This window comes from Arthrobacter sp. SLBN-100, from assembly GCF_006715305.1.
Lineage (GTDB): Bacteria > Actinomycetota > Actinomycetes > Actinomycetales > Micrococcaceae > Arthrobacter.
In genome coordinates, this window is sequence record NZ_VFMY01000001.1 from 3529274 (window position 1) to 3553111 (window position 23838).

A 23838-nucleotide genomic window follows, 5' to 3' on the forward strand; every position below is an offset into this window, starting at 1 on the left:
GCGGAAGAACATTACAAAGGGGTAGAAGTTCACATGAAAGCTCGTGGGGCAGTCTTATCGAGGCGCAATGCCCATTCAGCCGCCGTTTCCGACTGGAGGATCCTTCGGGCCGGGGAACGCGTGGAGATCATCAAGCAGGCGCACGTTGTAGCCACCGGGGAGGTGGAGGAAGTGTCCCAGAGCGGCAACGTCCTGTGGCTTGTGCCGGCTGGTCCGACTGAGAAACAGCTCTTCTTGAAGTCCGACGGCGTGCAGGTGCGCCGCGCCTGACGGTTCGGTCCTGCAAGCAAAAGTCCCCGCCCGGCGCGATGCCAGGCGGGGACTTTTGTTAATGCGAGGAGAGGCGTCCGTCGCAAACTCTTAGGCGGCGATGGCCTCGTAGGTCTCGCCGAAGGGCACCGATTCATCCAGGGCTACGGTATAGCGTCCCGGCCGGAGCCGGGTGACGAGGATGCCGCAGGAGGCGTCCTTGGCGGCCACCTCGATCAGCCCTGCGACTGCCTCTTCCAAGCCGGCGTGCATTTCGCCTGCAGTGGAAAACTCCAGGTCGATGGTCCGGTTCAGCGGCTCTTCCGTGGAGACGGAGAAGGCCGGAAGGCGTTCCATTGTGGCTGTAGACATGTGCTGAACTTTCTGTGTTTCGTCCCCCAGGGCCAACCCAGTCTACCGTTAGACGCCCTAAATGTCAGATGACCGCCCTTTAAAAGGGATCAGACCGGCCCTCGGCGGCTCGAAACCTTCCCGGAGGCGCAGTCACAATCGGCGCATTGGCGAACGCCCTCCTGCCTCGGACACCATACTGCTAAGCCGGCATTAAACGGACTTCGGAAGAGAAGGAAATCCTGTATGAAGATCATGCGCCTCGGGGACATCGGCAAGGAACAGCCCGCCGTTCTGGCTTCATCCATGGACGGAAACGAAGTGTGCTTCAGCCTGCTGCCCCTGACCGGGGACATTGACGGCGCCTTCCTCGCCGGCGGAGGGCTTGCGAAGGTAAGGGCAGCCCTCGAGGCCGGCACCTTGCCTGTCCTTGAGGGAGCGGCCGGCCTGCGGGTCGGCGCTCCGGTGGCGCGGCCCGGAGCCGTGGTGGGGATTGGCATGAACTACGCCGCGCACGCGGCCGAGTCAGGCTCCGCGCCACCGGAGATTCCTGTGGTGTTCCTCAAGCCGACGAACACCGTGGCAGGGCCTTATGACCCCGCCCCGGTTCCGCCGCACTCCACCAAATACGACTGGGAAGTGGAATTGGGCATTGTGATCGGCCGGGAGGCCAGCTACCTGCAGTCTGTGGAGGCCGCCAGGGACTGCATCGCCGGCTACGTCACCGCCAACGACTTCTCCGAGCGTGAATACCAGATTCCGGGTGCGGCCGGCCAGTGGACCAAGGGCAAGTCGTTGCCCGGTTCGACACCGCTGGGCCCGTGGTTTGTTCCGGCGGAGGAGATCGACGGCGGTAACCTGCGCCTGCGCAGCTGGGTGAACGGCGAAGTCCGCCAGGACTCGTCCACGTCAGGGCTCATCTTCGACGCCGCTACCCTGGTGCACCACTGTAGCCAGTACATGCGGCTGGAGCCCGGTGATGTGATGATCACCGGGACTCCAGAAGGTGTTGCACTTAGCGGCCGCTTTCCCTACCTGCAGCCGGGGGACGTAGTGGAGGTTGAAGTTGAAGGACTGGGGCGCCAGCGCCAGGAACTGTTCCGCGCAGGGCAGCCCCGGGCCGGGCAGCCTGCGGCGCAGGAACAGGAACAGCCGCAGGAGCAGCTGCAGTCCCGCTAGCCGGCCTTTACGGCCAGGACCGGGCAGTCCGCCTCCAGCAGGATCCGCTGAGACACGCTGCCCATGATGAGCTTGCCCACCGGCGTACGCCGGCGCAGGCCGATCACGATCAGCTCGGCGTTGTTCTCCTCCGCGGCATCCAGGACCTCGGCGGCGGCATCGTGTCCACGGACCGGCTGCTTGATCACGTGGTCAATGCCCTGGGTGGCCAGCCGGTCCTCGATGCTCTGGATCTCCGGCTCCTGGGCGTAGCGGTTGTCCACCAGGGCATCGCCCTTGGACGAGTTGATCACCAGCAGCGTGGTGTTGCTCTTCCGGGCTTCGTGGATGGCCTGGGTCAGGGCTGCTTCGCCCTCGGGGGTCGGGACGTATCCCACCACGATGGTCATGGTGTCTCCTTGTTGTCTGGGTGAGCGGAGCTGTCTGGCTTCACGGAGCTCTGTGAGTGTGCCGCGCTGTCCGAGCGGACGGAATCATCTGAATGAACGGGCAGGTCTGCATGCGCGGAGCTACCTGACGGAGCGGCCGGAGCTGATGAAGGTTCAGCTGCAGCCGGACGGTTCCGCCGGATCAGCTTGAAAACCAGCGGCCACAGCAGGATCAGCCCCACGATGATGTAAACAACGACGGCGATGGGCTCGCTGAAGAGGCCGGCAGGGTCACCGGCGCTGAGCTGAAGGGTCTTGCGGAGCTGGCCTTCGATGCGCGGACCGAGGATGACGCCGAGGATCAGCGGCAGCACGGGGAGCCCGAAGCGCCGCATCATGAACCCGAGTGCACCGAGCACCAGCAGGATCACCAGGTCGAACGCCTGCAGGTTCACCGAGTAGGCGCCCAGCGTGGCGAAGAAGAGGATGCCCGCGTACAGGTACGGCCGGGGGAGCTGCAGGAGCTTGGCCCACATCGGTGCCAGCGGCAGGTTGATCAGCAGGAGCAGCAGGTTGCCGATGAACAGGCTCGCGATCAGCGCCCACACCAGGGGACCCTGGCTGCTGAAGAGCTGCGGGCCCGGCTGGATGCCGTAGGAGGTGAAGGCGGCGAGCATTACGGCGGCCGTGGCGTTGGTGGGCAGGCCCAGGGCCAGCATCGGTGTCAGGGTGCCGGCGGCTGCAGCGTTGTTGGCGGCTTCCGGGCCGGCAACACCTTCAATGGCGCCCTTGCCGAACTCCTCAGGGTGTTTGCTGAGGCGCTTCTCTGTGACATACGAAAGGAACGTGGGGATCTCGGCGCCACCGGCCGGCAGTGCGCCGAAGGGGAAGCCGAAGGCGGTACCGCGCAGCCACGGCTTCCAGGAGCGCTTCCAGTCGGACTTGCCCATCCAGGGCTGCCCCACGGGAATGGCATGCAGCGGGGTGCGGCGCAGGTGGGCGGCTACCCAGAGGGCTTCACCCACGGCGAAGATGGCCACGGCCACCACAACGATGTCCAGGCCGTCCGCCAGCAGCGGCTGGCCGAAGGTGAGGCGGCGCTGGCCGGTGACGGAGTCGATGCCCACCAGGCCGATGGCCAGGCCGAGTGCCAGCGAGGCAAAGCCGCGGAGCCGTGACGAACCCAGCACTGCGGTGACGGCCAGCAGGGCCAGGACCATGATGGCGAAGTAGCTCGGGGCGCCCAGGCTGACGGCGAACTGGACCACGATCGGCGCGCAGACCGCCAGCAGGGCCGTGCCGATGGTGCCGGCAACGAACGAGCCGATGGCCGCCGTCGCAAGCGCTTGCGCCGCACGCCCGGCCTTGGCCATTTTGTTGCCCTCGATGGCCGTCACTACCGACGACGATTCACCCGGTGTGTTCAGCAGGATGGAGGTGGTGGAGCCGCCGTACATGCCGCCGTAGTAAATGCCGGCGAACATGATGAAGGCGCTGGTGGGTTCCAGGGCATAGGTGACCGGAAGCAGCAGGGCCACGGTCATGGCCGGGCCCAGGCCCGGAAGGACGCCGACGGCGGTGCCCAGGATGACACCGATGACGGCGTAGAGGAAATTCATGGGGGTGAGGGCGGTGGCGAAGCCGTCCATCAGGGAGGACCAGACGTCCATTAAAGGATTCCTTCCAGGAGGCCGGCCGGAAGGGCGATGCCGAGGCCGAGGTAGAAACCGTAGAAGGTCAGCAGGGACAGGGCCACGGAGATGAGGCCGTCACGGATGTAGTGCCTGCTCCCAAGGGCAAGGACGCAGCCCCAGAACAGGACAGTGCCGGAGATGACCCAGCCGGCCCAGTCAATGAGCAGGATGTTCAGGATAAAAGCGCCCGCCAGGGGCAGGACGGTCTTCCAGTCGGCGGGGTGGGTGAGGTCCACGTCTTCGCCGCCTTCGGCCTCGCCCTGGCCGCCGCGGATCACGTTGATGGCCAGCAGGACAGCGCAGACCACCAGCAGGCCGGCAACAATGTAGGGAACGGTTTTGGGACCGACCGGATCGGATTGGGAGTACGGGGTTACCAGGCGGTTGGCGTCCACGAAGACCAGGACGCCGGCCGCGCCGAGCAGGAGGGCAACCCCCAGCTCGGCGCGGCCTTTGAGGCCTGAAGTCAGGGAGCTCACGCCAACCCAAGCTTGGTGAGGACGTCCGCCACCCGCTTGTCCTGGTCGGAGAGGAAGGACTTGAACTCGTCGCCGGTGATGAAGGCGTCAGTCCAGCCGCGCGTCTTCAGTGTTTCCTTCCAGGCCTCGGTTCCGTGCATCTTCTCAAGGGCGGCGATCAGGGATGCCTTGTCCGCGTCGCTGATGCCGGGAGGGGCCACCATGCCGCGCCAGTTGGTGAAGACCAGGTCAATGTTGGATTCCTTCAGCGTGGGGGCGTCCACGCCTTCAAGGCGCTTGTCGCCGCTGGTCGCCAGGACCCGCACTTCGCCGGACTGGATCTGCTGCAGGAACTCGCCGGCGCCGGAGGCGGCAAAGCCGAGTTTGTTGCCGAGGATGGCGGGGAGCAGATCGCCACCGCCGTCGTAGGCGACGTAGTTGACCTTCGTAGCGTCAATTCCTACTGCTCCCGCGAGCTGCATGGGAAGCAGGTGGTCGGGGCCGCCGGGGGAGGAGCCGCCGCCCACGGAGATGGAACCGGGATCGGCCTTCCAGGCCTTGACCAGGTCATCGATGGTCTTGTACGGGGAGTCCTTGCCGACCATGATGGCGCCGGGTTCCTCGATGAGCCGTGCCAGCGGAGTGGTTTCGGTGAGCTTCGACTCGGACTTGTTGGTGTAGCTTGCACCGACGACACCCAGGCCCATGAGCATGGCAAGGTCGCCATTGCCCTTCTCGTTCACCACGCGGGCCAGGCCTACGGTGCCGCCAGCGCCGGCGAGGTTGAAGACTTCGGTGTTGCTGGTGATCTTCTCGTCGTCGAGGACCTTCGCTGCTGCGCGGGCGGTGGTGTCATAACCGCCGCCCGGGGTGTTGGGGACCATGATCTGCAGCCCGGTGATGGGCCCGGCGGCAGCGCCGGAGCTTTCCGAACCGGTGGAGCTCTTTCCGGTGGCACCGCAGCCGGTGGCCATCAGGGCGATGCCGGCGGCGACGGCGGCAATACGCAATGCGCGAATCTGGCGCATGGTGTTCCTCTTCTCATGAAAAATGATCAGCAAGATTGACTTGGTGATTCGATGCTAGGTTCCGCCGTGATGCCCGTCACTCTTATGTACGCAGAGAAAGTTAAGTTCATTGCGTTCACGTTTCGCGGAACCAACCGCGGATCTTCGCGTTCAGGGTTGAAAGGCCCGCAAGGCCTGGCTCTGGCGCCGCCTGCGGTATAGTTCCCGTACCTCCGCGGACCGGCCGAAAAATGCCGGAGCCTGGCCGGAGATACGTGCTGAACCACCCAAAGGACCAACCACAGTGACTCGACGAAGAGGAATGTCCCTCGCGGGGCAATACCTCGTGCTGCAGTTGCTGATTGTGTTGGCGGTCCTGGTGGCCGTGGTGGCGATCTCCCTGGCCCAGTCCGCCGCCACCTTTGAGCGGGTCGAGGGCCGGCGCGCGCTCTCCGCTGCCGAGGCACTGGGCAACAACCCGGCGGTCCGTGAGCTGCTGCCAACCGCCGAGCCCCGCAACGGAGCGGCACTGCCCGCCGTGGCGGAGGCCGTGCGGACGTTGTCCGGATCGTCCCAAGTGGCGTTGGCGAAACAGGACCGTACCGTGGTGGCCTCCTCAGACCCCGGGTTGCTGGGCGAGAAGCTGGATATTGGGTCGAGCCGGGTCATGGAGGGCCGCGCCTGGACCGGTGTGGTGCCGGAAAGCAATGCGGCGGTCCTGTCCGCGCACGTCCCGGTGCTGGATGACGCCGGAAAGATGATCGGCATCGCCTCCATCAGCCGCAACTATCCCACCGTATTGGAGCGGCTTGGGGATGCGGTTCCAAATCTGCTGACATACCTCGGAGTAGCCAGTGTCCTGGGTGTGGCCGGTTCCCTGCTGCTGTCCCGGCGCGTCAAACGCCAGACCCTGGGCATGGAACCCAGTGAGATCACGGGCCTGGTGGAAAACCGGGAAGCTATGCTGCGCGGGCTCAAGGAAGGGGTGGTGGCACTCGATCCGAACGAGCGGATCACGGTGGCCAATGACAGTGCCCGTCAACTGCTGGGCCTGCCGGCGGACTGCGTGGGCAAGAAGGTCTCATCGCTTCCTGTGGACCCCGCGCTGAAGACCGTCCTCACGCGCGACCAGCCGGATCCCGACCAGCTGGTGCTGGTGGGGGAGCGGCTGGTGGTGCTGAACCGCGTTCCCATCCGGTCCCGGGGCCGTGAAATAGGCTCTGTGACCACGTTGCGCGACAGGACCGAGATGTCCTCGCTTGAGCGTGAACTGGGCGCCACCCGCACGGCCACGGATACGCTGCGGGCGCAGGCCCACGAGTTCGCCAACCAGCTCCACGTGATCTCGGGCCTGATCCAGATCGGCGAATACGATTCCGTGGTGCAGTTCGTCAACGGCGCCACCCTGGACCGCACCAGGCTCAACGATGAAGTCACCAGCCGGATCCAGGACCCGGCCCTCGCCGCGCTGCTGATTGCCAAATCCAGCCTCGCCACCGAGCGTGGCGTGGCCCTGCAGCTGGATCCCAAATCTACCCTGCGGCCGGTCGGCGACGCGTTGTCGCGGGACCTCACCACCGTGGTGGGGAACCTCGTGGACAACGCGTTCGACGCCGTGTCAGGACTTCCCGCCGCTGCGGTCCGCGTGCTTGTCGAGGATGGCAGGGACCCGCGCACCGGGGCTGACCAGGTCACTGTCACCGTCCGTGACACCGGGCCGGGCGTCCCGGGCGACGCCTTGGAGGAGATTTTCCGGCAAGGGTTTACCACCAAGGAAGCCGGGCCCGCAGACGGGCGTGGCTTCGGACTGGCCCTCTCGCGTGTGGTCTGCCGGAGGTCCGGAGGCGACCTCACCGTGGCCAACGACAACGGAGCAGTTTTCACCGCACGATTCAAAAGAGGTGCAACGAAGCCATGATCAAGGTACTGATCGTTGATGACGACTTCATGGTGGCCAAGGTACATGCGGGCTTCATCCAGCGCACGCCCGGCTTCGCCGTGGTGGGAGTGGCCCATACCGGGGCCCAGGCCGTCGCTGAAACCGGGCGGCTGCAGCCGGACCTGGTGCTGCTGGACATCCACCTTCCGGACATCAACGGGCTGGACCTCATGCACAAGCTGCGGGACGTTGCCCCGGAGCTGGATGTGCTGGTGATCAGCGCTGCACGCGAGGTGGAAACCGTACGGAAGGCGCTCCGGGGCGGCATTGTGCATTACCTGATCAAGCCGTTTTCGCAGTCGGATCTGCAGGAGCGCCTGGAGCATTACCGCAGCGCGTACCAGGGCCTGGACTCAGCCAAGGATGTGGCGGAGCAGTCGGACGTCAACCGGGTGTTCGGCCTGGACCGGACGGAGCGGCCGCTGCCCAAGGGCTGCAGCATCGAGACGCTGAAGCTTGTGGAAGCCATCCTCAACACCGCCGAGGGTGACCTGTCCGCGGCTGAGGTGGCCGAGCAGGTGGGGACGTCCCGGGTCAGCGCCCGCCGCTACCTCGAGTACCTGCACGACGAAGGAACGCTGGACGTAAGGCTGAAATACGGCGTGGGACGCCCCGAGCGGCGTTACGTCCTCAAAGGCCAGTAGCGGCGGTCACAGCAGGCCTGACGTCTTGCCAGGAAGGAACTCGGAGGGCAACTCCGCAACCGGGACTATCACCATGTCCTGCACTTTCCAATCCATGGCCACGCAGGCTTCTCGCGCCGCTTCAAGCTGACCAAGCGAGGGCATGGAGCCTCCCGTGGGGACCACAAAGGACTCCACATGGAACACATGCCCTTCGTCCCGCACCCGGGACCTGGCTTCGGCAATCCAGCCGATGCCCAGGAGGTAGTGATCCAGCTGCCGCCCCAGCGGGTGCGGCGCTGCGTCGTCATAGGTCATGGCCTGCTTGTCCATCAGTGCGGAGATGGCGGCCTTGGTGTTGCGGACACCGTCCTGCAGGATGCTGGCCGAAATAACCAGGGCTGCGGCATAATCTGCCCACCACAGGCCAATGCCAATTCCCGCCACACCCGCCACCGCCGCTACTGCCGTCATCCAGTCGGCCTTGTTCATGTCCGCGTCTGCGTAGAGGACCTTGTCGTGCAGCTTCTCGGCGAGCTTCATTTTCGCCTTGCCCAGAAAGACGGGCGGGGCGGCCGTAAGGATCATGACGCCCATCATCAGCCAGCCCAGCCAGATGGTGGTGCCGAAAAGCTCGATGCCGCCAATCGTAGGGTGTTCCCCCTTCAGCAGGCCAAGTCCGGACTCCACCAGGAGGTAACCGCCCATCACCGTGAGAGCGACGGCAGCCACCAGGTGCGCCACGCCGGTGGATCGGTGGTAGCCGTACGGATGGGCCTCCGAAGGAGGTTTGCGTACAGCGTGCGCCGCGACCAGGAAGGAGATCGGGGGCAGGAAGGAAAGCAGGTCTTCGATCCAGGCGGCCTTCATGGCCTGCGAGTTGCCCAGCACCAGGAACACCATGGCAGTGGTGACCACCAGGAAGCCCATGGTGGCCCATTCCAGCTTTTTGGCCTTGCCCAGCGCTTCCTGCTGTTCCGCCGGTAATTCTGTGTGGCCGAACCGGACCGCGTCGCTCCTGACGTTTGTCATTTCTGCTCCTTCGCTGCCATCAGGAACTGATCCAGCTCAAGCAGGAAGGCGTTTTCGCCCAGGGGCACCAGCATGACGTGTTTGTGAAGGCCGCCGCGCTCGTCACGGGATTCAGCATAAGGACGGGTGACGCCGGCATGTGTCACCCATGGCGTCCTGTCGTCCAGGCCGCCAATGACCAGGTCCAGGCCGCCATGCTTGAGCTCGTCGGCCAGCACCTGCTCCGTTCCGGCCACCCACTCAACCTCCGCGCCCAGTTGCGCGGCGAAATCCCGCACCAGCTCTGCCTCTTTTCCTTGAACGTCGCTGCCGGGGACATCACCGCTGCGGACATCGCCACTGGCGGACGCGGCGATCCGGATCCACTCTCCGTTGATGCTCGCACCCACGCGCAGGGTTCCGCCCTTGGCCCTGTCGAGTGTTCCTTGGGGGTCTGCGGGGAAGGTACTCCCGCAGCCGGTGAGCATCAGCAGGGCAGCCAACAAGGTGGCGGCCACAATTCCTCGGCGCCGCATTCAGCTGGCTCCCTTCCTTCGATACAAAAGTTCAGTATTAGACAGCCTACTTACTTTGTTGAAGGCGGCGCAGCAACAGGTCAGCGCAGCAGGGTGTCGATCAGCCGTGCCGCAACTTTCGCCGTCCTGCCGTCGATATCGAAGTCCGGGTTCAGCTCAGCGACATCAAAGTGCAGCAGCTTCCCGGACTGCGCTACTTGCCGGCACAAGGCGCTGATGACCGGAAGCGGCACGCCGTATGCTGCGGGGGCACTGACTCCGGGCGCCACCGCTGCGGGCAGCACGTCAAGGTCAATGGTCAGGTAGAGGACGTCGATGTCCGCGAGGAACCCGGCCACGAACTCCTGCACCCGCTCCTCGCCGCAGTCCTCATCCAGCAGGTACCGCACGCCCAGCCTCTGCGCCATGTCAAACAGCGTGCGGGTGTTGTTGGGTTCGGAGATTCCGACGACGGCGTAGCGGAATTCGCGCCCGGCGGCGGCTTCGGCGCGGGCCATCTGGAGGAACGGCGTGCCGGAGCTGGGTACGGGCTCGTCGCGCAGGTCGAAGTGGGCGTCGAGGTTCAGGACGCCCAGCCGCCGGCCGCCCTGGACGGCGGCGGATGCGGCAACGCCGGAATAGCTGGCATAAGCGGTTTCGTGGCCGCCGCCCAGCACCACGGTGAGCTGCCCGGCGTCGAGCATTGCCGTTACTGCCCGGCCGGCGCGTTCCTGGCCGGCCTCCAGGCCGGTGCCGGCGACCACGACATCCCCGGCGTCCGTCACGGGACGGTCCAGGTGGAATGCCAGCGCGCCCAGGGCTGCGCGCAGCGCTGCCGGTGCGGCAGCCGCGCCCGTGCGGCCTTTGTTCCGGAGGACTCCTTCGTCGCTGCAAAAGCCGAGCAGCGCGGCAGGTGGCTTTGCGGAATCTGCTGCCGCTTCGGCGTCGTACGCTCCTACCGCCTGCCACCAGCGGCGGTGCTCGGCGCCGTCCCCATCGAACCTGCCGGTCCAGGGCTGGGGCGGGACGTCGACGGCAGGCAGGAAGGCAGGCATGGTTCAAGCTCACCGCATGCCGGGACCGAAAACCAGCAACGCCGCCGTCGTGGTGTCTGGAATTCAAGAACCTGCAAGCTGAAACCGGAGGGGGCTAAGGTGGAGCAACCCCTTCCGGGACCCAGTGCTATCTTGCCGCGCCACCAGGGCGCAGCCGACCCAGGCCGGAGAACATCACCGTGTTTGAAGCCCCCAACATCCTCTTTGCCGCCGCCGGACTTGCCGTGTTCACCGCCGCGGTGCTCCCCAAACTGCTGCGCGATATGCCCTTCTCCATGCCTATGGTTTTCCTCGGGGCGGGCATGGGCGCGTTCGCCCTGATTCCCACCCTTCCGGACCCGGACCCGATAGCGCACGGCGACTTTGTCCTGCATCTGTCGGAAATCTGCGTGATCATTTCGCTGATGGGCGCGGGGCTGGCCCTGGACCGGCCGGTGGGGCGGCGGCTTTGGTCCACCACCTGGCGGCTGCTGGGGATCGCCATGCCGCTGTGCATCATTGGCCTGACCCTCCTGGGCCTGTGGTTCCTGGGCCTGGGCCTGGGTGCCGCCCTGCTGGTGGCGTCCAGCCTGGCGCCCACGGACCCGGTTCTTGCCTCCGAGGTCCAGGTGGGCGAACCCGCGGACCACGACGGCGGCACCAACAAGGAGGACGAGGTCCGGTTTGGCCTCACTTCCGAGGCCGGCCTCAACGACGGCCTGGCGTTCCCCTTCGTCTACCTTGCCATCGCCATCAGCATCGCCGGGTCATCGCCGTCCGCCTGGTTCCCTGAGTGGTTCGGCGTGGACGTGCTGTGGCGGCTCGGTGTCGGGCTGCTGCTGGGCTTCCTGACCGGAAAGGTCCTGGCCAGGCTCTTCTTCTCCGCCCGGGCGGACAGCCTGCGGCTGTCCAACCACTCAGAGGGCTTCGTGGCGCTGGCCGCCACGTTCCTGGCCTACGGCGTCACCGAAATGGTCGAGGGCTACGGGTTCATCGCGGTGTTTGTCTGCGCCGTGACCATCCGCGCCGCTGAACGCACCCACGGTTACCACCGGGTGCTGCACTCCTACGTGGAGCAGTTGGAGCGGCTCCTCACCGTGGTAATCCTGGTCCTGCTGGGCGGTGCAATCGCCCGCGGGCTGTTGGCGGGGATCGGCTGGGCCGAGGTACTGGTGGCACTCGCCTTCCTGCTGGTGGTGCGTCCCCTGGCCGGGTGGCTGGGGCTGCTGGGCGGCAAGACGGGCCCGAGGGAACGGATTGCCCTCTCGTTCTTCGGAATCCGCGGGATCGGCTCCCTGTACTACCTCTCCTATGCGCTGGGCAAGGGCCGGTTTGCCGACCAGGCGGAGTGGCTGTGGGCTTTTGTGGGGCTGGTGGTGGCGCTCTCGATCGTGATCCATGGCGCCACCACCTCACCGCTGATGAACCGGCTGGACAGGCTCCGCCTGAAGAAGGCCCGGGCGGTGTCCGGAGACGAGGGACTGGCCCCCAACACGCCTGTATAAGTGGACAGGGCCGCTGCTACATACCGACGGCGGCCTCGATGGAACCAATCGAGAAGAACAGCAGGAAAGCCGCCGCCACTGCCCACATCAGCGGGTGGATGTCCTTGACCCTGCCCTGGACAGTCCGGATCAGGACGTAGGAGATGAACCCGGCGCCGAGCCCGTTGGCGATCGAGTAGGTGAACGGCATCAGCGTGAAGGTCAGGAAGGCCGGAATCGCGATACCCCAGTCCTGCCAGTCGATCTTGCCCACCTGGGACACCATCATGAAGCCCACCACCACCAGGGCCGGAGCCACGGCCTCGAACGGGACCAGGTTAATGAGCGGGGTGAAGAACATTGCCACCAGGAACAGCAGGCCGGTGACGATCGAGGCAATGCCCGTGCGGGCGCCTTCGCCAATGCCCGCGCCGGCCTCAACATAGATCTGGTTGGAGGAGACAGAGGCGCCGCCGCCGACGATCGCCCCGAGGGCATCCACCTGGAGGACCCGGTCGACGTCGGGAATGTTACCGTGTTCGTCCACCGTGCCGGCTTCGTTGGCCAGGCCCACCATGGTGCCCATGGCGTCGAAAAAAATGCTCAGCAGGATGACGAAGGCCAGAAGGGTAGCTGCGACGAAGCCAAGGTGCCCGAAGGCTCCGAAGGGGTTGGCCTTGCCGATCAGGGAAAGGTCAGGTGCTGCCCAATCGGAGAAGGCAGGTGCCACCAGCGACCAGCCCTCGGGGTTAAAGGGCTTGCCTGGCTGGACGCTGGGGCCAATATGCAGCGTGAATTCCAGGATCACGGAGATGACGGTGGAGGTGATGATGCCGATCAGGATGGCGCCCTTGACCTTGCGCACCACCAGGGCGATGGTCAGGATCAGGCCGAAGACGAATACAGCCGTGGGCCAGCCCAGCAGCTTGCCCTCGAAACCAAGGCCGACGGGAACGGTAGTGCCCGCCACGTCCGGAATGCGGCGCACAAAACCGGCGTTGACCAGCCCGATCAGGGCAATGAACAGCCCGATGCCCACCACGATCGCCGTCTTGAGCCCCTCCGGAACCGCCTTGAACACGGCGGTTCGGAATCCGGTGAGGACCAGGATCAGCATGGTGACGCCGGATATCATCACCAGGCCCATCATGTCCGGCCAGGTCAGGCCGGGGTTGGTGGCAACGGTGACCGCCACGAAAGCGTTGACGCCCAGCCCGGTGGCGAGCGCGAAGGGGTGCCTTGCCCAGGCTCCCATCAGGATGGTGAGGATGCCGGCAACAAAGGCGGTGACGGCGGCAACTGCGGGAAATCCGAGCGTGGTGCCGCTGGAGTCCGGGCCGGAGAGGATCAGGGGGTTCAGCACCACGATGTAACTCATGGCGAAGAACGTGGCGAAGCCGCCGCGGATCTCGCGGGAGTAGTTGGAGCCGCGCTCGGTGATCTTGAAATACCGGTCCAGGGCAGAGCCTTGCTTAAGCATTAGTCCTCCGGGGGAGTATGTGGGGATACCTGAATCCTATGGGGGCTCCGGCCGGGTACGCGCCAATTTCGCCTAGTCTGTTAGGAAGCCAACACCAAGGGAGCAGTCCAAGCATGGGTTCGATCCGCCGCCGTTTACTGGGCCTCGTGCTCGGGTCCTTCTTTTGTGCCGCCGCTGCCGCCGGGCTGGCCGGTCCGGCCGCCGCGCACGATGCCGCCGAATCCAGCAGTCCCGCCCAGGGAGCTTCGGTATCCGTACCGCCGGAGAAGGTGTCAGTGACCTTCAGCAACAACCCGCTGGGGATCGGCTCATCCTTCTCCATCAAGGATGCGTCCGGTACGAACTGGGCAGACGGGGCGGTGGAGATCGTGGACAACGTGGCCAGCCAGAAGCTCAAAAGCGGCGCTCCCGCCGGGCAATATACCGTTGCCTGGCGGGTGGTCAGCTCCGACTCGCACCCCATCGAGGGGACATTCAGCTTTACGGCCGCTGCGGCTGCCGGAGGGGCTGCTCCGGCAGCCAGTACGACGGCGGCGGCAACAGTTCCTGCCACCGGCACCGCTCCTGCCATCGGCACCGCTCCTGCCATCGGCACCGCCCAGCCGGGACAAACAGCGGCACCGGATTCCGCCGGCTCCGGCGAGCCGTTCCAGTGGAGCATCGTTATCTTCGCCGCGGCCGCGGTGGGGTTGCTTGCGGCCCTCGCAGTCGGTGCCCGCCGCAGGCTCACGGCGGGCACCGACGACGAGCACTAAGCGGCGCTAGCAGGGCAGGATCGCCAGGTTTCCGGTGAACGCGGACGGAACGCCGTCCGGGTTAACCTTGGAAGAAATGGCGTGGCCCACCGTTTTGGCCTGGCGCAGCACTTCCTTGGGGGAAGGAGTAATCAGCTCGCCCACACCCACCAGGTAGATGCCGATGGCCCGCATGGCAGCAGCAACGTTCCGGCCCACCGCGATGCCGAAGTCGTTGATCATCCGCCGCAGCTGGCTGTGTGCGCAACGCGTCAGGACAATGTGGTTGGCAATCAGGATGCCGGTAGGAGTATGCACCTCCCACTGTGGAACAGCAGCCCCCCCGGCCGTTCCCTCCACCATGGTCAATTGGACAGCACGGGTGGTGTTCCGGACATCCACATCGTGGCTGGCGGCATAGTTGCGGAGGTGGCGCAGTATCTCGTTCCGTTCACGGAGGCTGACCGGGTCCGCTGCGTCGCAGCGCTGGAGGGATGTTGTGTTGGCCGGCTGCGCCGCACCCAGGATGTCCAGTCCGTCCACCACTATCGAATCAACCCCGCGGCGGCACAGTTCGGCGGCCACGGCGAGGCCGGACAGGCCCGTGCCAATGACCACAGTGGTGGTCTGCTCGGTCCCGGCATTCCCAGGCATGCTTGACACTACAGTTTCCCTCCTTCAAAGATTCGGCAGGTGCGGGCGTCGTCGCCCACGCGCGTCCCGTTACCCCCAAAGTCCGGTCGCAGTTCATTGCCGGGCAGCCCTGACTCGAATGGCAACAGGCGTCCCGGACCAACAATGTCCTGAAGACTACAGAACAATTCCAGCGGTGGATAGCCCAATCCGAAAACATTCTCCTGCTGGTGAACACGCTTTCCGCGGGGACGTTGAAAGGGCGTGGTTGGGGCCGCCTCAGGACCCGGGCCGGCACCGTCGGAAGCCCTGCGGCCAGCACAGCTGGAAGCCTGTGGATAACTTGCCCTTTCCGGCCCTGAACAGGCTTGCTATGGGACGGTGGACGGAGAATAGTGGGAACTGGAAGCGGGCCTTCCTGCGCAGCGGCTGCTGTGGATCGGGTGCACGGGGAACGGTCCGGTTTCTGGCAGAATAGCCGCAACATACGGCAGTATCGCGAGGAGGCGGCCCAATGGGCGCACAAGAGTTGCATCCGGACCCGGCGCGGGACAACGGTGGCGCTCCTGCCGCTCCCGACGGAATTGTTGTTGGCGTGGACGGGTCGGACCACGGCCAGTGTGCCTTGGTGTGGGCGGCCCGGGAGGCCCAGCGCCGCCGCCGCCCCCTGCATATAGTGACCGCCTATTCCGTTCCTATCTTTGCCGCCTCCGGGCTGGACGGCGGATACGCCACGGTGGACGACTCGGTGATCCGCGAGGGCGCGGAGGCCGTGGTCAAGCAGGCGTTGGAGAAGGTTTCCGCATATGACATCGACGTCAGCGCCTCCGTGGAGAACGGGGACGCATCGGGTGTGTTGCTGGAGATGTCCCGAACGGCGGAACTCCTGGTCTTCGGCACGAGGGGCAGGGGCGGCTTCGTGGGCAGGCTCCTTGGTTCCGTGAGCAGCGCGCTCCCGGCCCATGCAAAATGCCCTACAGTCACAGTGCCCCTGGTATGTTCGGACCGCCTTGGCGAAACTACCGAGGACAGGCGCATCAGGGCCGAGCAGGCCAAGGCCGGTCACCAGCGTGTGGATAACGTGGTGGTGGTAGGCGTCGACGGCTCGGAGCAGGCCCGTGTTGCTGTGCTTGAAGCCGCGGACCAGGCCCAACGGCTGGGAGCGCCGCTCCGTGTGGTGTGCGCTGTGCCTCAATACAGCGGCTCATTGGCCTGGGTCCCCGCTCCCATGGACCGGAAGGCGCTCTTCGCAGACATCCAGGTGACCCTGGACGCCGGCATGGCCTGGCTGAGGAGCCACTACCCCAACCTTTCCGCGGAAAGCGAACTGCTGGACGGCTCTCCAGTGGATGTGCTGGTGGAAGCCAGCCGCCATGTGGAGCTGGTGGTGGTGGGCAGCCGCGGCCGCGGCGGCTTCACCGGCATGCTCCTGGGGTCAACTTCGGACGGCGTCCTCCACCACGCGAAGGGCCCGGTGATGGTGGTTCCGGACCGTGAGGACCCCCGATTGGCCGACCGGGCGAGTTTCGGGCCCATCCTCGGCGCAAGCTGATCCGGTCCTGCCACCCGGAGCGCCACCGTGGCTGCCTACTATTCAGGAGAAGCGGGGCAGCAGCCCCGCCAGCCAGGCGGGGAAAGTGATCATGCCCTGGTGGTCCGCCTCGGCCACCTTCAGCGCAGCATGCTTCCGCTGGTGGGGGGCAAGGCTGCCAGTCTTGGTGAACTGATAGCAGCAGGATTGCCTGTGCCCGACGGGTTCTGCCTGACCACGGAGGCATACAAAGATGCCACCGTCACGGTCCGTGATGGCGTCCTCCGGGAGCTCGGTAACCTTCAAAAGGCCTTGCAGGGCACGGCAAACCAGGGCGCGGAACTTGCCGCGGTGGCCGGCAGGGCACGTGAAGCAATCCACGGCACGCAGGTCCCGCCCCACATCGCTGCAGCCGTAGAACAGGCGTACTCCGCGCTGGGGCAGGAAACTCCGGTGGCGGTACGCTCCTCCGCGACGGCCGAAGATCTTCCGTTCGCGAGCTTCGCCGGCCAGCAGGACACCTACCTGAATATCATCGGAACCAACGCCGTCCTTGATGCAGTCCGGAACTGCTGGGCGTCCCTCTGGACAGACCGCGCAGTGGCCTACCGCGCCGCACTGGGGATCGCGCCCCACGAAGTAGCCCTCGCCGTCGTGATTCAGCGCATGGTTGACGCCGAAGCAGCCGGGGTGATGTTCACCGCCAACCCGCTGACGGGAAGGCGGCGGGAGGCCGTCATTGATGCCGCTCCGGGGCTTGGCGAAGCGGTGGTTTCCGGGGCGGTCAATCCGGATCACTTCGTAGTGGACATGGCAACAAACCGGATCCTTGAGCGGAAGCTGGGCGATAAGCGGGTGGCGTTTCGGACAAGGCCCGGCGGGGGAACGGAAACCCGGAACGTCCAAGGCGGGGCGGACGCTTCCAGCCTGAACGACGGGCAGGCGCTGGAGCTCGCCGCCCTGGGCCTGCAGGCCGAGCGGCACTTCGGAGCGCCGCAGGACACAGAGTGGGCCATCGACACCAGCGGTGCGCTCTGGCTGACGCAGTCCCGGCCCATCACCACGCTGTACCCGGTCCCCGAAAGCCGTTCGGCCGCCGAGGGAGGAGCCAGGGTGTACCTGTGCTTCAGCCTTGCCCAAGGGCTGACCCGTCCACTCACTCCCATGGGGCTGGCGTCACTGCGGCTCATTGGCTCCTCCGTGGCCAGGGCTGCAGGCTTTGCAGTCCCTGACCCCCGCCGTGGTCCTTCACCGTATGCGGAGGCGGGCCAGCGCGCCTACGTCGACGTCACTGCGCCGGTCCGGAGTACCGCTGGCCGCCGCATCCTGCCGCGCGTGTTCGATGTGATGGAGGCCCGGTCCGCCATGGTGCTGCGCCAGGTTTTTGAGGACCCCAGGTTTACGGTGACGCGGAAGACTCCGTTTGGACTCCTGCGCCATGTCCTGCCAGCCGCGGTGCATGCACGGGTCCCGGAAACGGTGCTCCGCGGGCTTTTGATGCCCACGGCGGCGCTCCGCCGTGTTGACCGTTTCACCCGGCAGTTCGCCGACGACCTGGAGCTGGAGGCAGGAGCAGGCCCCTTGGAACGGCTGGACCATGCCGAACGGCTCCTTGGAAGCCGGCTTTTTGGGATCGTTCCGGCCATCCTGCCCCTGCCCGCGGTGGGATTCGCGGCGCTGTGGGCCGCCGGAAAGCTGCTGGGCGGCCCCGGCCGCGGGGAGGAGCTGCAGAAGGTGCTCCGGGGCCTTCCGCGGAATGTGACCACTGAAATGGACCTTGACCTGTGGCACCTGGCTTCGGCCCTGAAGGACGACCGCGAAGCGCGCGAGGCCCTGGAGGCTGGCGGGCCGCCCCGGCTTGCGGCTGATTTCCACAGCGGGAGCCTTCCCCCCGTGCTGCACGCAGGCCTGGTGCGGTTCCTGGAGCGATACGGTCACCGGGCCGTGGCCGAAATCGATGTGGGGATGCCGAGGTGGTCAGATGACCCCACGTATATCCTGGGTGTCCTGGCCAATTACCTCCGCCTGGCAGATCCCGCCATGGCGCCGGACGAGCAGTTCCGCCGGGCGGCGGCCGAGGCAGAGACGGCAGTGGACCGGCTTGCAGCCGAGGCGCGCAGGCGCGGCAGGGTGCGGGGCCTGCTTGTTGGCGCCGCCCTGCAACGCACCAGGTTGTTCGCCGGTCTGCGGGAACTGCCCAAGTACCAGCTGGTCCTGGGACTCGCTGAAGTGCGGAAGCAAGTGGCCCTCGTGGGAGCTGAACTGGCCGCCGCCGGCCGGCTCGAGAGCGCGGACGACGTCTTCTTCCTCGAATTTGACGAGCTCCGGCAGGCAGTGGGCGACGCCAACGCGAACGGGACCGGCCAGCACCGCAACCTGCGCGAACTCGTGGTGGAGCGGCGCGCCGCTTATGCCGGCGAATTGAGCAGGCGGCACATCCCCAGGGTCCTGCTTTCAGATGGAACCGAACCCGAAGTGCTGTACGCAGGCCGTGCCGGAACTGCGAACGGAGCGCTGACCGGCAGCCCAGCCTCAGCCGGGTCTGTTACAGCCCCGGCCCGGGTCATCCTGGACCCCGTCGGAGCCCATCTTGAACCCGGGGAGATCCTGGTGGCACCGTCCACCGATCCCGGCTGGACCCCGTTATTCCTGACCGCCGGGGGCCTGGTAATGGAGATGGGCGGGCCCAACTCGCACGGTGCAGTAGTGGCCAGGGAGTATGGCATCCCGGCCGTGGTGGGCGTTCCTGAGGCCACAGTCCGGCTCACTACCGGGCAACAAATAACGGTCGACGGCGGTGCGGGAACCGTGCTGCCCGGGTAGCCCCTGGGAACTTTCCCGGGCAGGTGTAGGGCGCGTCCCCGAGGCGTACCCTTGGACTATGGGCTCCAGCGACGGAGACGACCGGCAATGAACCAGAGCATCAACCACCGGACCAACCACGGGACCAGCCAGTGGGGCAGGGACCGTGGCGTGGACCGCGGCCTGAAGCGCCTCACCCACCGCCCGTGGCTGCGCTGGGTTCCCGCGGTGGCGGTACCTTCAATGATCGCAGCCGGGGTGCTGGCGGGAACCATACCGGCACGGGCGGGCGACCCCCTGCCGGCAAAAACCCCGGCCGAAGTCATCGCCCTTCTTGCCTCGCACAAGACGCACACGTTTTCGGGCACTATCGAACAGGCCTCGGAGCTTGGCCTGCCGGAGCTGCCGGCAACACCACCCACCTCCGGCCCTGCATCAGCCAACGGCGTGGCGTCACTCATGGAGTTCCTTAGCGGCGAGCACACAGCGCGGATATTTATCGACGGCACCACCAAGGTACGCATCCAGGTGGTGGACCGGCTCGCGGAACGGGACATCATCCGCCACGGCAACGACGTCTGGTTCTACTCGTCCAAGGACAACTCGGCCGCGCACCTGACCCTGCCGGCCCACGCCCGTGACCTGCCGCTGACAGACCCGTCCCAGCCCGACCCGTCCGAGCCCGACCCCTCCATGAAAGACCCGCCGCGGACTGACACGGGAGCCCCCGGATCCCCTCCGGCAGAAGGACTCCATAATCGCATGAGGGTACCAGCCACGCCTCAGGAGCTGGCGGAGAAGTTCCTGGCGGTAGCGGACAGCACCACTGCCGTAACTGTTGGTCCTGACCTTGAGGCTGCCGGCCGCAGGGCGTACAACCTGCTGCTTGAACCCCGCACTGACGGTACGCTCGTGGGCAAGATAGCGGTCGCCGTCGACTCGGAGACTGGCATGCCGCTCTCCGTGAAGGTGACTGCACGGGGCGCTGCCGATCCTGCCTTCAGCGCCGGGTTCACCAGCCTTTCACTGCAGGCGCCGGACCAGGCGCTGTTCAACTTCGCGCCACCACCGGGCAGCACGGTGAAGGAACTGCAGTTCAACCGGCCCGCCAACCTGCAGCCCCATCCGGGATTCCCTGAGGCCCCGGGAACATACATCACTCCGGACGGGCTGGCAGAAGACGTCCGGGCCCACGCCCGGGACTACCTGTCCGGTTCCGGCTGGGAAACGGTAGTGGAAGTGCCTGCGGACAGCGGTGCCGGCCCACGCCTGAATACCCTGCTGGCGCGCAGTCCGCTGCTGGCCCAGGCCGCTGTGGCTGTCCCGGGCGGCCGCCTGATTTCCACGGCGCTGTTCAACGTCCTGCTCACCGACGACGGCCGGATCTTCGCGGGCATGGTCCCGCCGGAGAGGCTGCAAGCCGCTTCCACGGCTCCGTGACCAGGGCCGCGGTGGGCGCCGGATCCTGGAACTACGGCCTGACCATCGAGACCCGGGGGTTGACCAAGCGGTTCGGGCAGCAGTTGGCAGTGGATGGCCTGGACCTCGCGGTGCCGCAGGGAGCCGTCTATGGCTTCCTTGGCCCGAACGGCTCGGGCAAGACGACTACCATCCGGATGCTGCTGGGCCTCGCTGCGGCCTCCGCAGGAAGTGTCAGGCTGCTCGGAATGGAAATGCCGGGCCGGTTCCAGGAAGTCCTTCCGCATGTGGGCGCGCTGGTGGAGGGCCCGGCCTTCTATCCGTTCCTCTCCGGCGCCGCTAACCTCCACCGCCTCGACGCCGCCACCCGGCATGCAGCCCCCGCCACCCGTACTGAGCGGGTGAACCAGGCGCTGGAACGGGTGGGGCTCGGGCACGCCGCGGGCAAGCGGGTCCACGCCTATTCCCTCGGCATGAAGCAGCGGCTGGGCATCGCCAACGCGCTGCTCTCGCCCCGCGAACTGCTGGTCCTCGATGAGCCCACCAACGGGCTGGACCCGCAAGGCACCCGGGAGGTGCGGAACCTGGTCCGTTCCCTCGCGGCCGACGGAACCACCGTTTTTGTGTCAAGCCACCTGCTGGCCGAAGTGGAACAGATCTGTACCCATGCGGCCGTGATGAGTGCGGGTCGGTTGGTGGCCCAGGGGCCGCTCCCGGAGCTGCGGCGGACCGGAAGTACCCGCGTCCGCCTCTTGACCCCGGATGCCGGGGCGGCGATGTCTGTACTCGCCCGCCTGGGGCTGGCGCCGGAGGAAGCAGCAGCACAGCCGGACGGCCAGGTGGTGACGGCGGAACTGGAATCAATTCCTGGAAACACCGCCCCCGAGGACATTGTCGCCAGCCTCGTGCAAGCCGGTGTCCGGGTCCGGGGATTCGCAGTGGAACGTGAAAGCCTCGAGGACAGGTTTGTTGCCTTGACGGGGGAGGGGTTCGACGTTGCCCAGTAGCGCACATTCGGAGAGTTCAGGATTAGCTGGCGCAGCGGCGGCCCGGGCGGCGCCGCAGCGCGGAGCGGGGCTTTCCCTCCTCCGCTCCGAACTCCGGCTGCTGATGGGGCGCCGCCGCACCTGGGCGCTGCTGCTGGCGCTCGCCGCGATCCCGGTGCTGATTGCGGTGGCCGTGAGGATCTCGTCGGCCGTTCCCGCCGGGCGGGGTCCGGCCTTCCTGGACCGCATCACGCAGAACGGCCTGTTCGTCGCCTTTACCGCCATGGTGGTGTCCGTTCCCTTGTTCCTGCCGCTCACGGTGGGCGTGGTGGCCGGGGACACCATCGCGGGTGAAGCGAACCTTGGAACGCTGAGGTACCTCCTGGTTGCCCCGACGGGGCGCGTACGGCTGCTCCTGGTGAAGTACGCGGCGGCGCTGGCGTTCTGCCTTGCGGCGCCTCTCACGGTTGGACTGGCCGGCGCCGCGATCGGGGCGGCACTTTTCCCGGTCGGCCCGGTGACGCTGCTGTCCGGGGACGTGATCGAGCCTCCGGAAGCCGCGCTGCGCATCCTGCTGGTCGCCGCGTACCTGGCCGTCTCCCTGGCCGGACTTTCCGCGGTGGGGCTGTTCCTGTCCACGCTCACGGTGGTTCCCGTAGGTGCCATGGCTGCCACTGTTGTGGTCTCTGTGGTGTCCCAGGTCCTTGACCAGTTGCCGCAGCTGGAGTGGTTGCATCCATGGCTCTTCAGCCACTACTGGCTGGGCTTTGGGGACCTGCTCCGCCAGCCCGTGCTCTGGGACTCGTTTGTGGACAACGCCTGGCTCCAAGCGGGCTACGTTGCCGTGTTCGGTGCGCTCGCCTACGGGCGGTTCGTCACCAAGGACGTCTTGAGCTGACGTGCAAGGCGATTGCAGGCAGAGCTCAACGAACAGCCGCTTAGGCGTGTTGGTGCGCTTCGTGTTCCGAGTGGGTGGCCGGTTCCAGCTGGAAGGTGCAGTGGTCGGTGTCAAAGTGCGAGCCCAGGCAGGTGACCAGTTTGTCCAGCAACTGGTCCGCGCCCCGGGCGGTCAGCACGCCGTCCTCCACCACCACGTGGGCCGAAAAGACGGGGACGCCGGACGTGATGGTCCAGATGTGGATATCGTGCACGTCCGAGACGCCCTCGACGGACAGGATGTGCTCCCGGATCATCTGCACTTCCACCCCCTTGGGGCTGGCTTCCAGCAGCACATCCACAACATCACGCAGCAGCGTCCAGGCACGGGGCAGTATCAGCAGCGCGATCAGCACCGAGGCGATCGTGTCCGCGGCCTGGAACCCGGTCGCCATGATGACCACGGCAGCGGCGATAACGGCGAAGGAGCCGAGCAGGTCACCTAGGACTTCGAGGTAGGCGCCGCGGACATTGAGGCTCTCCTTGTGCCCGCCCCGGAGGATCAGCAGTGACACCACGTTCGCGGCTGCACCCAGGATGGCGGCGAAAAGCATGATGTCCGTCTGAACCTCGGGCGCCGCCCCGATCCGGCGGATTGCTTCGCTGAAGATCACCACGGAGATCACGATCAGGATCAAGGCGTTGGCCAGCGCGGCGAGCACTTCGGCGCGCTGGTAGCCGTAGGTCCGCTGGTCGCTTGCAGGTTGGCCGGCTATCCACGCGGCCAGCAGCGCGATGGTCACTCCGGCAGCATCCGAGAGCATGTGCCCGGCATCAGCCAGCAGGGACAGCGACCCCGAGAGGGCGGCACCCGCCACCTGGACCAGGACCACGGCCAGCGTGATGGCCAGGACGGCCACCAGCCGATTGCGGTGCCGGCCTGTTGCAGTGACCCCGTGGGTGTGGGTGTGGTTGTGTCCCATGCCTACAAGGCTAGCCCCAGCCGAGCTCGTGCAGCCGGTCATCGTCTATCCCGAAGTGGTGGGCAATCTCGTGGACCACCGTGACCGCCACTTCGTGGATAACGTCCTCGCGCGAGGCGCAGATTTCCAGGATGGGTTCGCGGAATATCGTGATGCGGTCCGGCAGCGAACCAGCGTCCCACCACGAGTCCCGTTCGGTCAGCGGCACACCCTCGTAGAGTCCCAGAAGTACTATGTCCGGGTCCTCCCCGGCCTGAGGCACATAGTCGTCCTCAATGAACACGGCCACGTTGTCCATGGCTTGGGCCAGCTTGTCCGGGATGCTGTCCAGTGCGTCCTGGACGGCGGCCTCAAACTCGTCCGGTGACATGCTGAACGCACGGGCAGGGGGGAAGTGGACAGGCCCGGCGGTATGCAGGGGCTCGCTGGGACCCTCGGGAATGATGGGCAGGCCCGGCGGCAGGCTGGCTGGCATACTCCGA

The 23838-nt window shown here is 66.3% G+C and carries 23 protein-coding genes; 11 read left to right on the forward strand and 12 right to left on the reverse strand.

All coding sequences use genetic code 11. The features are described from left to right. Window positions 1-33 precede the first annotated feature (33 nt). Window positions 34-270, forward strand: coding sequence for a hypothetical protein (locus FBY31_RS16280; RefSeq protein ID WP_142043250.1), 237 nt, complete (start codon window positions 34-36; stop codon window positions 268-270). 90 nt (window positions 271-360) lie between these two features. On the opposite strand, the gene FBY31_RS16285 is transcribed toward FBY31_RS16280, so the two are convergent. Continuing rightward, window positions 361-621 carry a hypothetical protein gene (locus FBY31_RS16285; protein WP_235013087.1) on the reverse strand — a complete coding sequence of 87 codons (261 nt, stop codon included), beginning with the start codon at window positions 619-621 and terminating at the stop codon, window positions 361-363. Between the two features lie 225 nt (window positions 622-846). Between FBY31_RS16285 and FBY31_RS16290 the strand changes: the two genes are divergently transcribed. Beyond that, window positions 847-1779: a fumarylacetoacetate hydrolase family protein gene (locus FBY31_RS16290; protein ID WP_142043253.1), complete on the forward strand. Its 933-nt coding sequence runs from the start codon at window positions 847-849 to the stop codon at window positions 1777-1779. On the opposite strand, the gene FBY31_RS16295 is transcribed toward FBY31_RS16290, so the two are convergent. Genes FBY31_RS16295 through FBY31_RS16310 form a run of 4 tightly spaced genes read right to left on the reverse strand, consistent with a single transcriptional unit; the run spans window position 1776 to window position 5327 of the window. Next, a complete protein-coding gene (locus tag FBY31_RS16295; protein WP_142043255.1) occupies window positions 1776-2168 on the reverse strand; it encodes a universal stress protein in 393 nt (130 codons plus the stop codon). The genes FBY31_RS16290 and FBY31_RS16295 overlap by 4 nt on opposite strands. Further along, window positions 2165-3817, reverse strand: a complete 1653-nt coding sequence (locus FBY31_RS16300) for a tripartite tricarboxylate transporter permease (RefSeq protein WP_142043257.1) — start codon at window positions 3815-3817, stop codon at window positions 2165-2167. Before FBY31_RS16300 ends, FBY31_RS16295 begins: the two co-directional genes overlap by 4 nt. Next, the gene (locus FBY31_RS16305) at window positions 3817-4320 is read right to left on the reverse strand and encodes a tripartite tricarboxylate transporter TctB family protein (RefSeq protein ID WP_142043259.1); all 504 of its coding nucleotides are present in this window, start codon (window positions 4318-4320) and stop codon (window positions 3817-3819) included. The genes FBY31_RS16300 and FBY31_RS16305 overlap by 1 nt, the downstream gene beginning before the upstream one ends. Then, window positions 4317-5327 (reverse strand): Bug family tripartite tricarboxylate transporter substrate binding protein, encoded by a 1011-nt coding sequence (locus tag FBY31_RS16310; protein WP_142043261.1) that lies wholly within the window; start codon window positions 5325-5327, stop codon window positions 4317-4319. Before FBY31_RS16310 ends, FBY31_RS16305 begins: the two co-directional genes overlap by 4 nt. 301 nt (window positions 5328-5628) lie before the next feature. On the opposite strand from FBY31_RS16310, the gene FBY31_RS16315 reads away from it, so the two are divergent. Beyond that, complete coding sequence (locus tag FBY31_RS16315; RefSeq protein ID WP_142045456.1) at window positions 5629-7224, forward strand: sensor histidine kinase; 1596 nt, start codon at window positions 5629-5631, stop codon at window positions 7222-7224. Further along, window positions 7221-7889 carry a response regulator gene (locus FBY31_RS16320; protein ID WP_142043263.1) on the forward strand — a complete coding sequence of 223 codons (669 nt, stop codon included), beginning with the start codon at window positions 7221-7223 and terminating at the stop codon, window positions 7887-7889. Before FBY31_RS16315 ends, FBY31_RS16320 begins: the two co-directional genes overlap by 4 nt. Window positions 7890-7895: 6 nt before the next feature. Here the strand turns inward: FBY31_RS16320 and FBY31_RS16325 are convergent, their stop codons facing one another. From FBY31_RS16325 to hutG, 3 genes are all read right to left on the reverse strand, one after another. Beyond that, window positions 7896-8900 carry a cation transporter gene (locus tag FBY31_RS16325; protein ID WP_142043265.1) on the reverse strand — a complete coding sequence of 335 codons (1005 nt, stop codon included), beginning with the start codon at window positions 8898-8900 and terminating at the stop codon, window positions 7896-7898. Next, a complete protein-coding gene (locus FBY31_RS16330; RefSeq protein ID WP_142043267.1) occupies window positions 8897-9415 on the reverse strand; it encodes an amino acid ABC transporter substrate-binding protein in 519 nt (172 codons plus the stop codon). Before FBY31_RS16330 ends, FBY31_RS16325 begins: the two co-directional genes overlap by 4 nt. 80 nt (window positions 9416-9495) lie before the next feature. After that, a complete protein-coding gene (hutG, locus tag FBY31_RS16335) occupies window positions 9496-10449 on the reverse strand; it encodes a formimidoylglutamase (protein ID WP_142043269.1) in 954 nt (317 codons plus the stop codon). A gap of 179 nt (window positions 10450-10628) precedes the next feature. Here hutG and FBY31_RS16340 point away from each other — a divergent pair, with 179 nt between their 5' ends. Further along, on the forward strand, window positions 10629-11933 hold the full coding sequence (locus FBY31_RS16340; protein WP_142043271.1) for a cation:proton antiporter: 1305 nt from the start codon (window positions 10629-10631) through the stop codon (window positions 11931-11933). A gap of 16 nt (window positions 11934-11949) precedes the next feature. Here FBY31_RS16340 and FBY31_RS16345 read toward each other — a convergent pair whose 3' ends face one another. Then, on the reverse strand, window positions 11950-13392 hold the full coding sequence (locus tag FBY31_RS16345) for an NCS2 family permease (protein WP_142043273.1): 1443 nt from the start codon (window positions 13390-13392) through the stop codon (window positions 11950-11952). A 113-nt stretch (window positions 13393-13505) separates the two neighbouring features. On the opposite strand from FBY31_RS16345, the gene FBY31_RS16350 reads away from it, so the two are divergent. After that, window positions 13506-14147 (forward strand): copper resistance CopC family protein, encoded by a 642-nt coding sequence (locus FBY31_RS16350; RefSeq protein ID WP_142043275.1) that lies wholly within the window; start codon window positions 13506-13508, stop codon window positions 14145-14147. Between the two features lie 6 nt (window positions 14148-14153). Here FBY31_RS16350 and FBY31_RS16355 read toward each other — a convergent pair whose 3' ends face one another. Beyond that, a complete protein-coding gene (locus tag FBY31_RS16355; protein ID WP_142045458.1) occupies window positions 14154-14780 on the reverse strand; it encodes an NAD(P)-binding protein in 627 nt (208 codons plus the stop codon). Between the two features lie 493 nt (window positions 14781-15273). On the opposite strand from FBY31_RS16355, the gene FBY31_RS16360 reads away from it, so the two are divergent. From FBY31_RS16360 to FBY31_RS16380, 5 genes are all read left to right on the forward strand, one after another. Continuing rightward, complete coding sequence (locus tag FBY31_RS16360) at window positions 15274-16311, forward strand: universal stress protein (protein ID WP_142043277.1); 1038 nt, start codon at window positions 15274-15276, stop codon at window positions 16309-16311. Window positions 16312-16440: 129 nt separating this feature from the next. Then, window positions 16441-19113 carry a PEP/pyruvate-binding domain-containing protein gene (locus tag FBY31_RS16365; protein ID WP_142045460.1) on the forward strand — a complete coding sequence of 891 codons (2673 nt, stop codon included), beginning with the start codon at window positions 16441-16443 and terminating at the stop codon, window positions 19111-19113. 87 nt (window positions 19114-19200) lie between these two features. Beyond that, window positions 19201-20532, forward strand: a complete 1332-nt coding sequence (locus FBY31_RS16370; RefSeq protein WP_235013088.1) for a hypothetical protein — start codon at window positions 19201-19203, stop codon at window positions 20530-20532. Continuing rightward, window positions 20529-21518, forward strand: coding sequence for an ABC transporter ATP-binding protein (locus tag FBY31_RS16375; RefSeq protein ID WP_142043279.1), 990 nt, complete (start codon window positions 20529-20531; stop codon window positions 21516-21518). The genes FBY31_RS16370 and FBY31_RS16375 overlap by 4 nt, the downstream gene beginning before the upstream one ends. After that, a complete protein-coding gene (locus tag FBY31_RS16380) occupies window positions 21508-22395 on the forward strand; it encodes an ABC transporter permease (protein ID WP_142043281.1) in 888 nt (295 codons plus the stop codon). Before FBY31_RS16375 ends, FBY31_RS16380 begins: the two co-directional genes overlap by 11 nt. 40 nt (window positions 22396-22435) lie before the next feature. On the opposite strand, the gene FBY31_RS16385 is transcribed toward FBY31_RS16380, so the two are convergent. Then, complete coding sequence (locus FBY31_RS16385) at window positions 22436-23356, reverse strand: cation diffusion facilitator family transporter (protein WP_142043283.1); 921 nt, start codon at window positions 23354-23356, stop codon at window positions 22436-22438. Window positions 23357-23366: 10 nt separating this feature from the next. After that, a complete protein-coding gene (locus tag FBY31_RS16390) occupies window positions 23367-23831 on the reverse strand; it encodes a metallopeptidase family protein (RefSeq protein ID WP_142043285.1) in 465 nt (154 codons plus the stop codon). Between the last annotated feature and the right edge of the window lie 7 nt (window positions 23832-23838).

Excerpts from the sequence above, each read along its gene's own strand:
- FBY31_RS16390 (WP_142043285.1), bottom strand. The coding sequence starts at position 23,831 with ATGCCAGCCAGCCTGCCGCCGGGCCTGCCCATCATTCCCGAGGGTCCC.
- FBY31_RS16350 (WP_142043275.1), top strand. The coding sequence starts at position 13,506 with ATGGGTTCGATCCGCCGCCGTTTACTGGGCCTCGTGCTCGGGTCCTTC.
- FBY31_RS16385 (WP_142043283.1), bottom strand. The coding sequence starts at position 23,356 with ATGGGACACAACCACACCCACACCCACGGGGTCACTGCAACAGGCCGG.
- FBY31_RS16300 (WP_142043257.1), bottom strand. The coding sequence starts at position 3,817 with ATGGACGTCTGGTCCTCCCTGATGGACGGCTTCGCCACCGCCCTCACC.
- FBY31_RS16315 (WP_142045456.1), top strand. The coding sequence starts at position 5,629 with ATGTCCCTCGCGGGGCAATACCTCGTGCTGCAGTTGCTGATTGTGTTG.
- FBY31_RS16320 (WP_142043263.1), top strand. The coding sequence starts at position 7,221 with ATGATCAAGGTACTGATCGTTGATGACGACTTCATGGTGGCCAAGGTA.
- FBY31_RS16280 (WP_142043250.1), top strand. The coding sequence starts at position 34 with ATGAAAGCTCGTGGGGCAGTCTTATCGAGGCGCAATGCCCATTCAGCC.
- FBY31_RS16310 (WP_142043261.1), bottom strand. The coding sequence starts at position 5,327 with ATGCGCCAGATTCGCGCATTGCGTATTGCCGCCGTCGCCGCCGGCATC.
- FBY31_RS16370 (WP_235013088.1), top strand. The coding sequence starts at position 19,201 with ATGAACCAGAGCATCAACCACCGGACCAACCACGGGACCAGCCAGTGG.
- FBY31_RS16290 (WP_142043253.1), top strand. The coding sequence starts at position 847 with ATGAAGATCATGCGCCTCGGGGACATCGGCAAGGAACAGCCCGCCGTT.
- FBY31_RS16285 (WP_235013087.1), bottom strand. The coding sequence starts at position 621 with ATGTCTACAGCCACAATGGAACGCCTTCCGGCCTTCTCCGTCTCCACG.
- FBY31_RS16325 (WP_142043265.1), bottom strand. The coding sequence starts at position 8,900 with ATGACAAACGTCAGGAGCGACGCGGTCCGGTTCGGCCACACAGAATTA.
- FBY31_RS16295 (WP_142043255.1), bottom strand. The coding sequence starts at position 2,168 with ATGACCATCGTGGTGGGATACGTCCCGACCCCCGAGGGCGAAGCAGCC.
- FBY31_RS16365 (WP_142045460.1), top strand. The coding sequence starts at position 16,441 with ATGCTTCCGCTGGTGGGGGGCAAGGCTGCCAGTCTTGGTGAACTGATA.
- hutG (WP_142043269.1), bottom strand. The coding sequence starts at position 10,449 with ATGCCTGCCTTCCTGCCTGCCGTCGACGTCCCGCCCCAGCCCTGGACC.
- FBY31_RS16330 (WP_142043267.1), bottom strand. The coding sequence starts at position 9,415 with ATGCGGCGCCGAGGAATTGTGGCCGCCACCTTGTTGGCTGCCCTGCTG.
- FBY31_RS16360 (WP_142043277.1), top strand. The coding sequence starts at position 15,274 with ATGGGCGCACAAGAGTTGCATCCGGACCCGGCGCGGGACAACGGTGGC.
- FBY31_RS16355 (WP_142045458.1), bottom strand. The coding sequence starts at position 14,780 with ATGCCTGGGAATGCCGGGACCGAGCAGACCACCACTGTGGTCATTGGC.
- FBY31_RS16345 (WP_142043273.1), bottom strand. The coding sequence starts at position 13,392 with ATGCTTAAGCAAGGCTCTGCCCTGGACCGGTATTTCAAGATCACCGAG.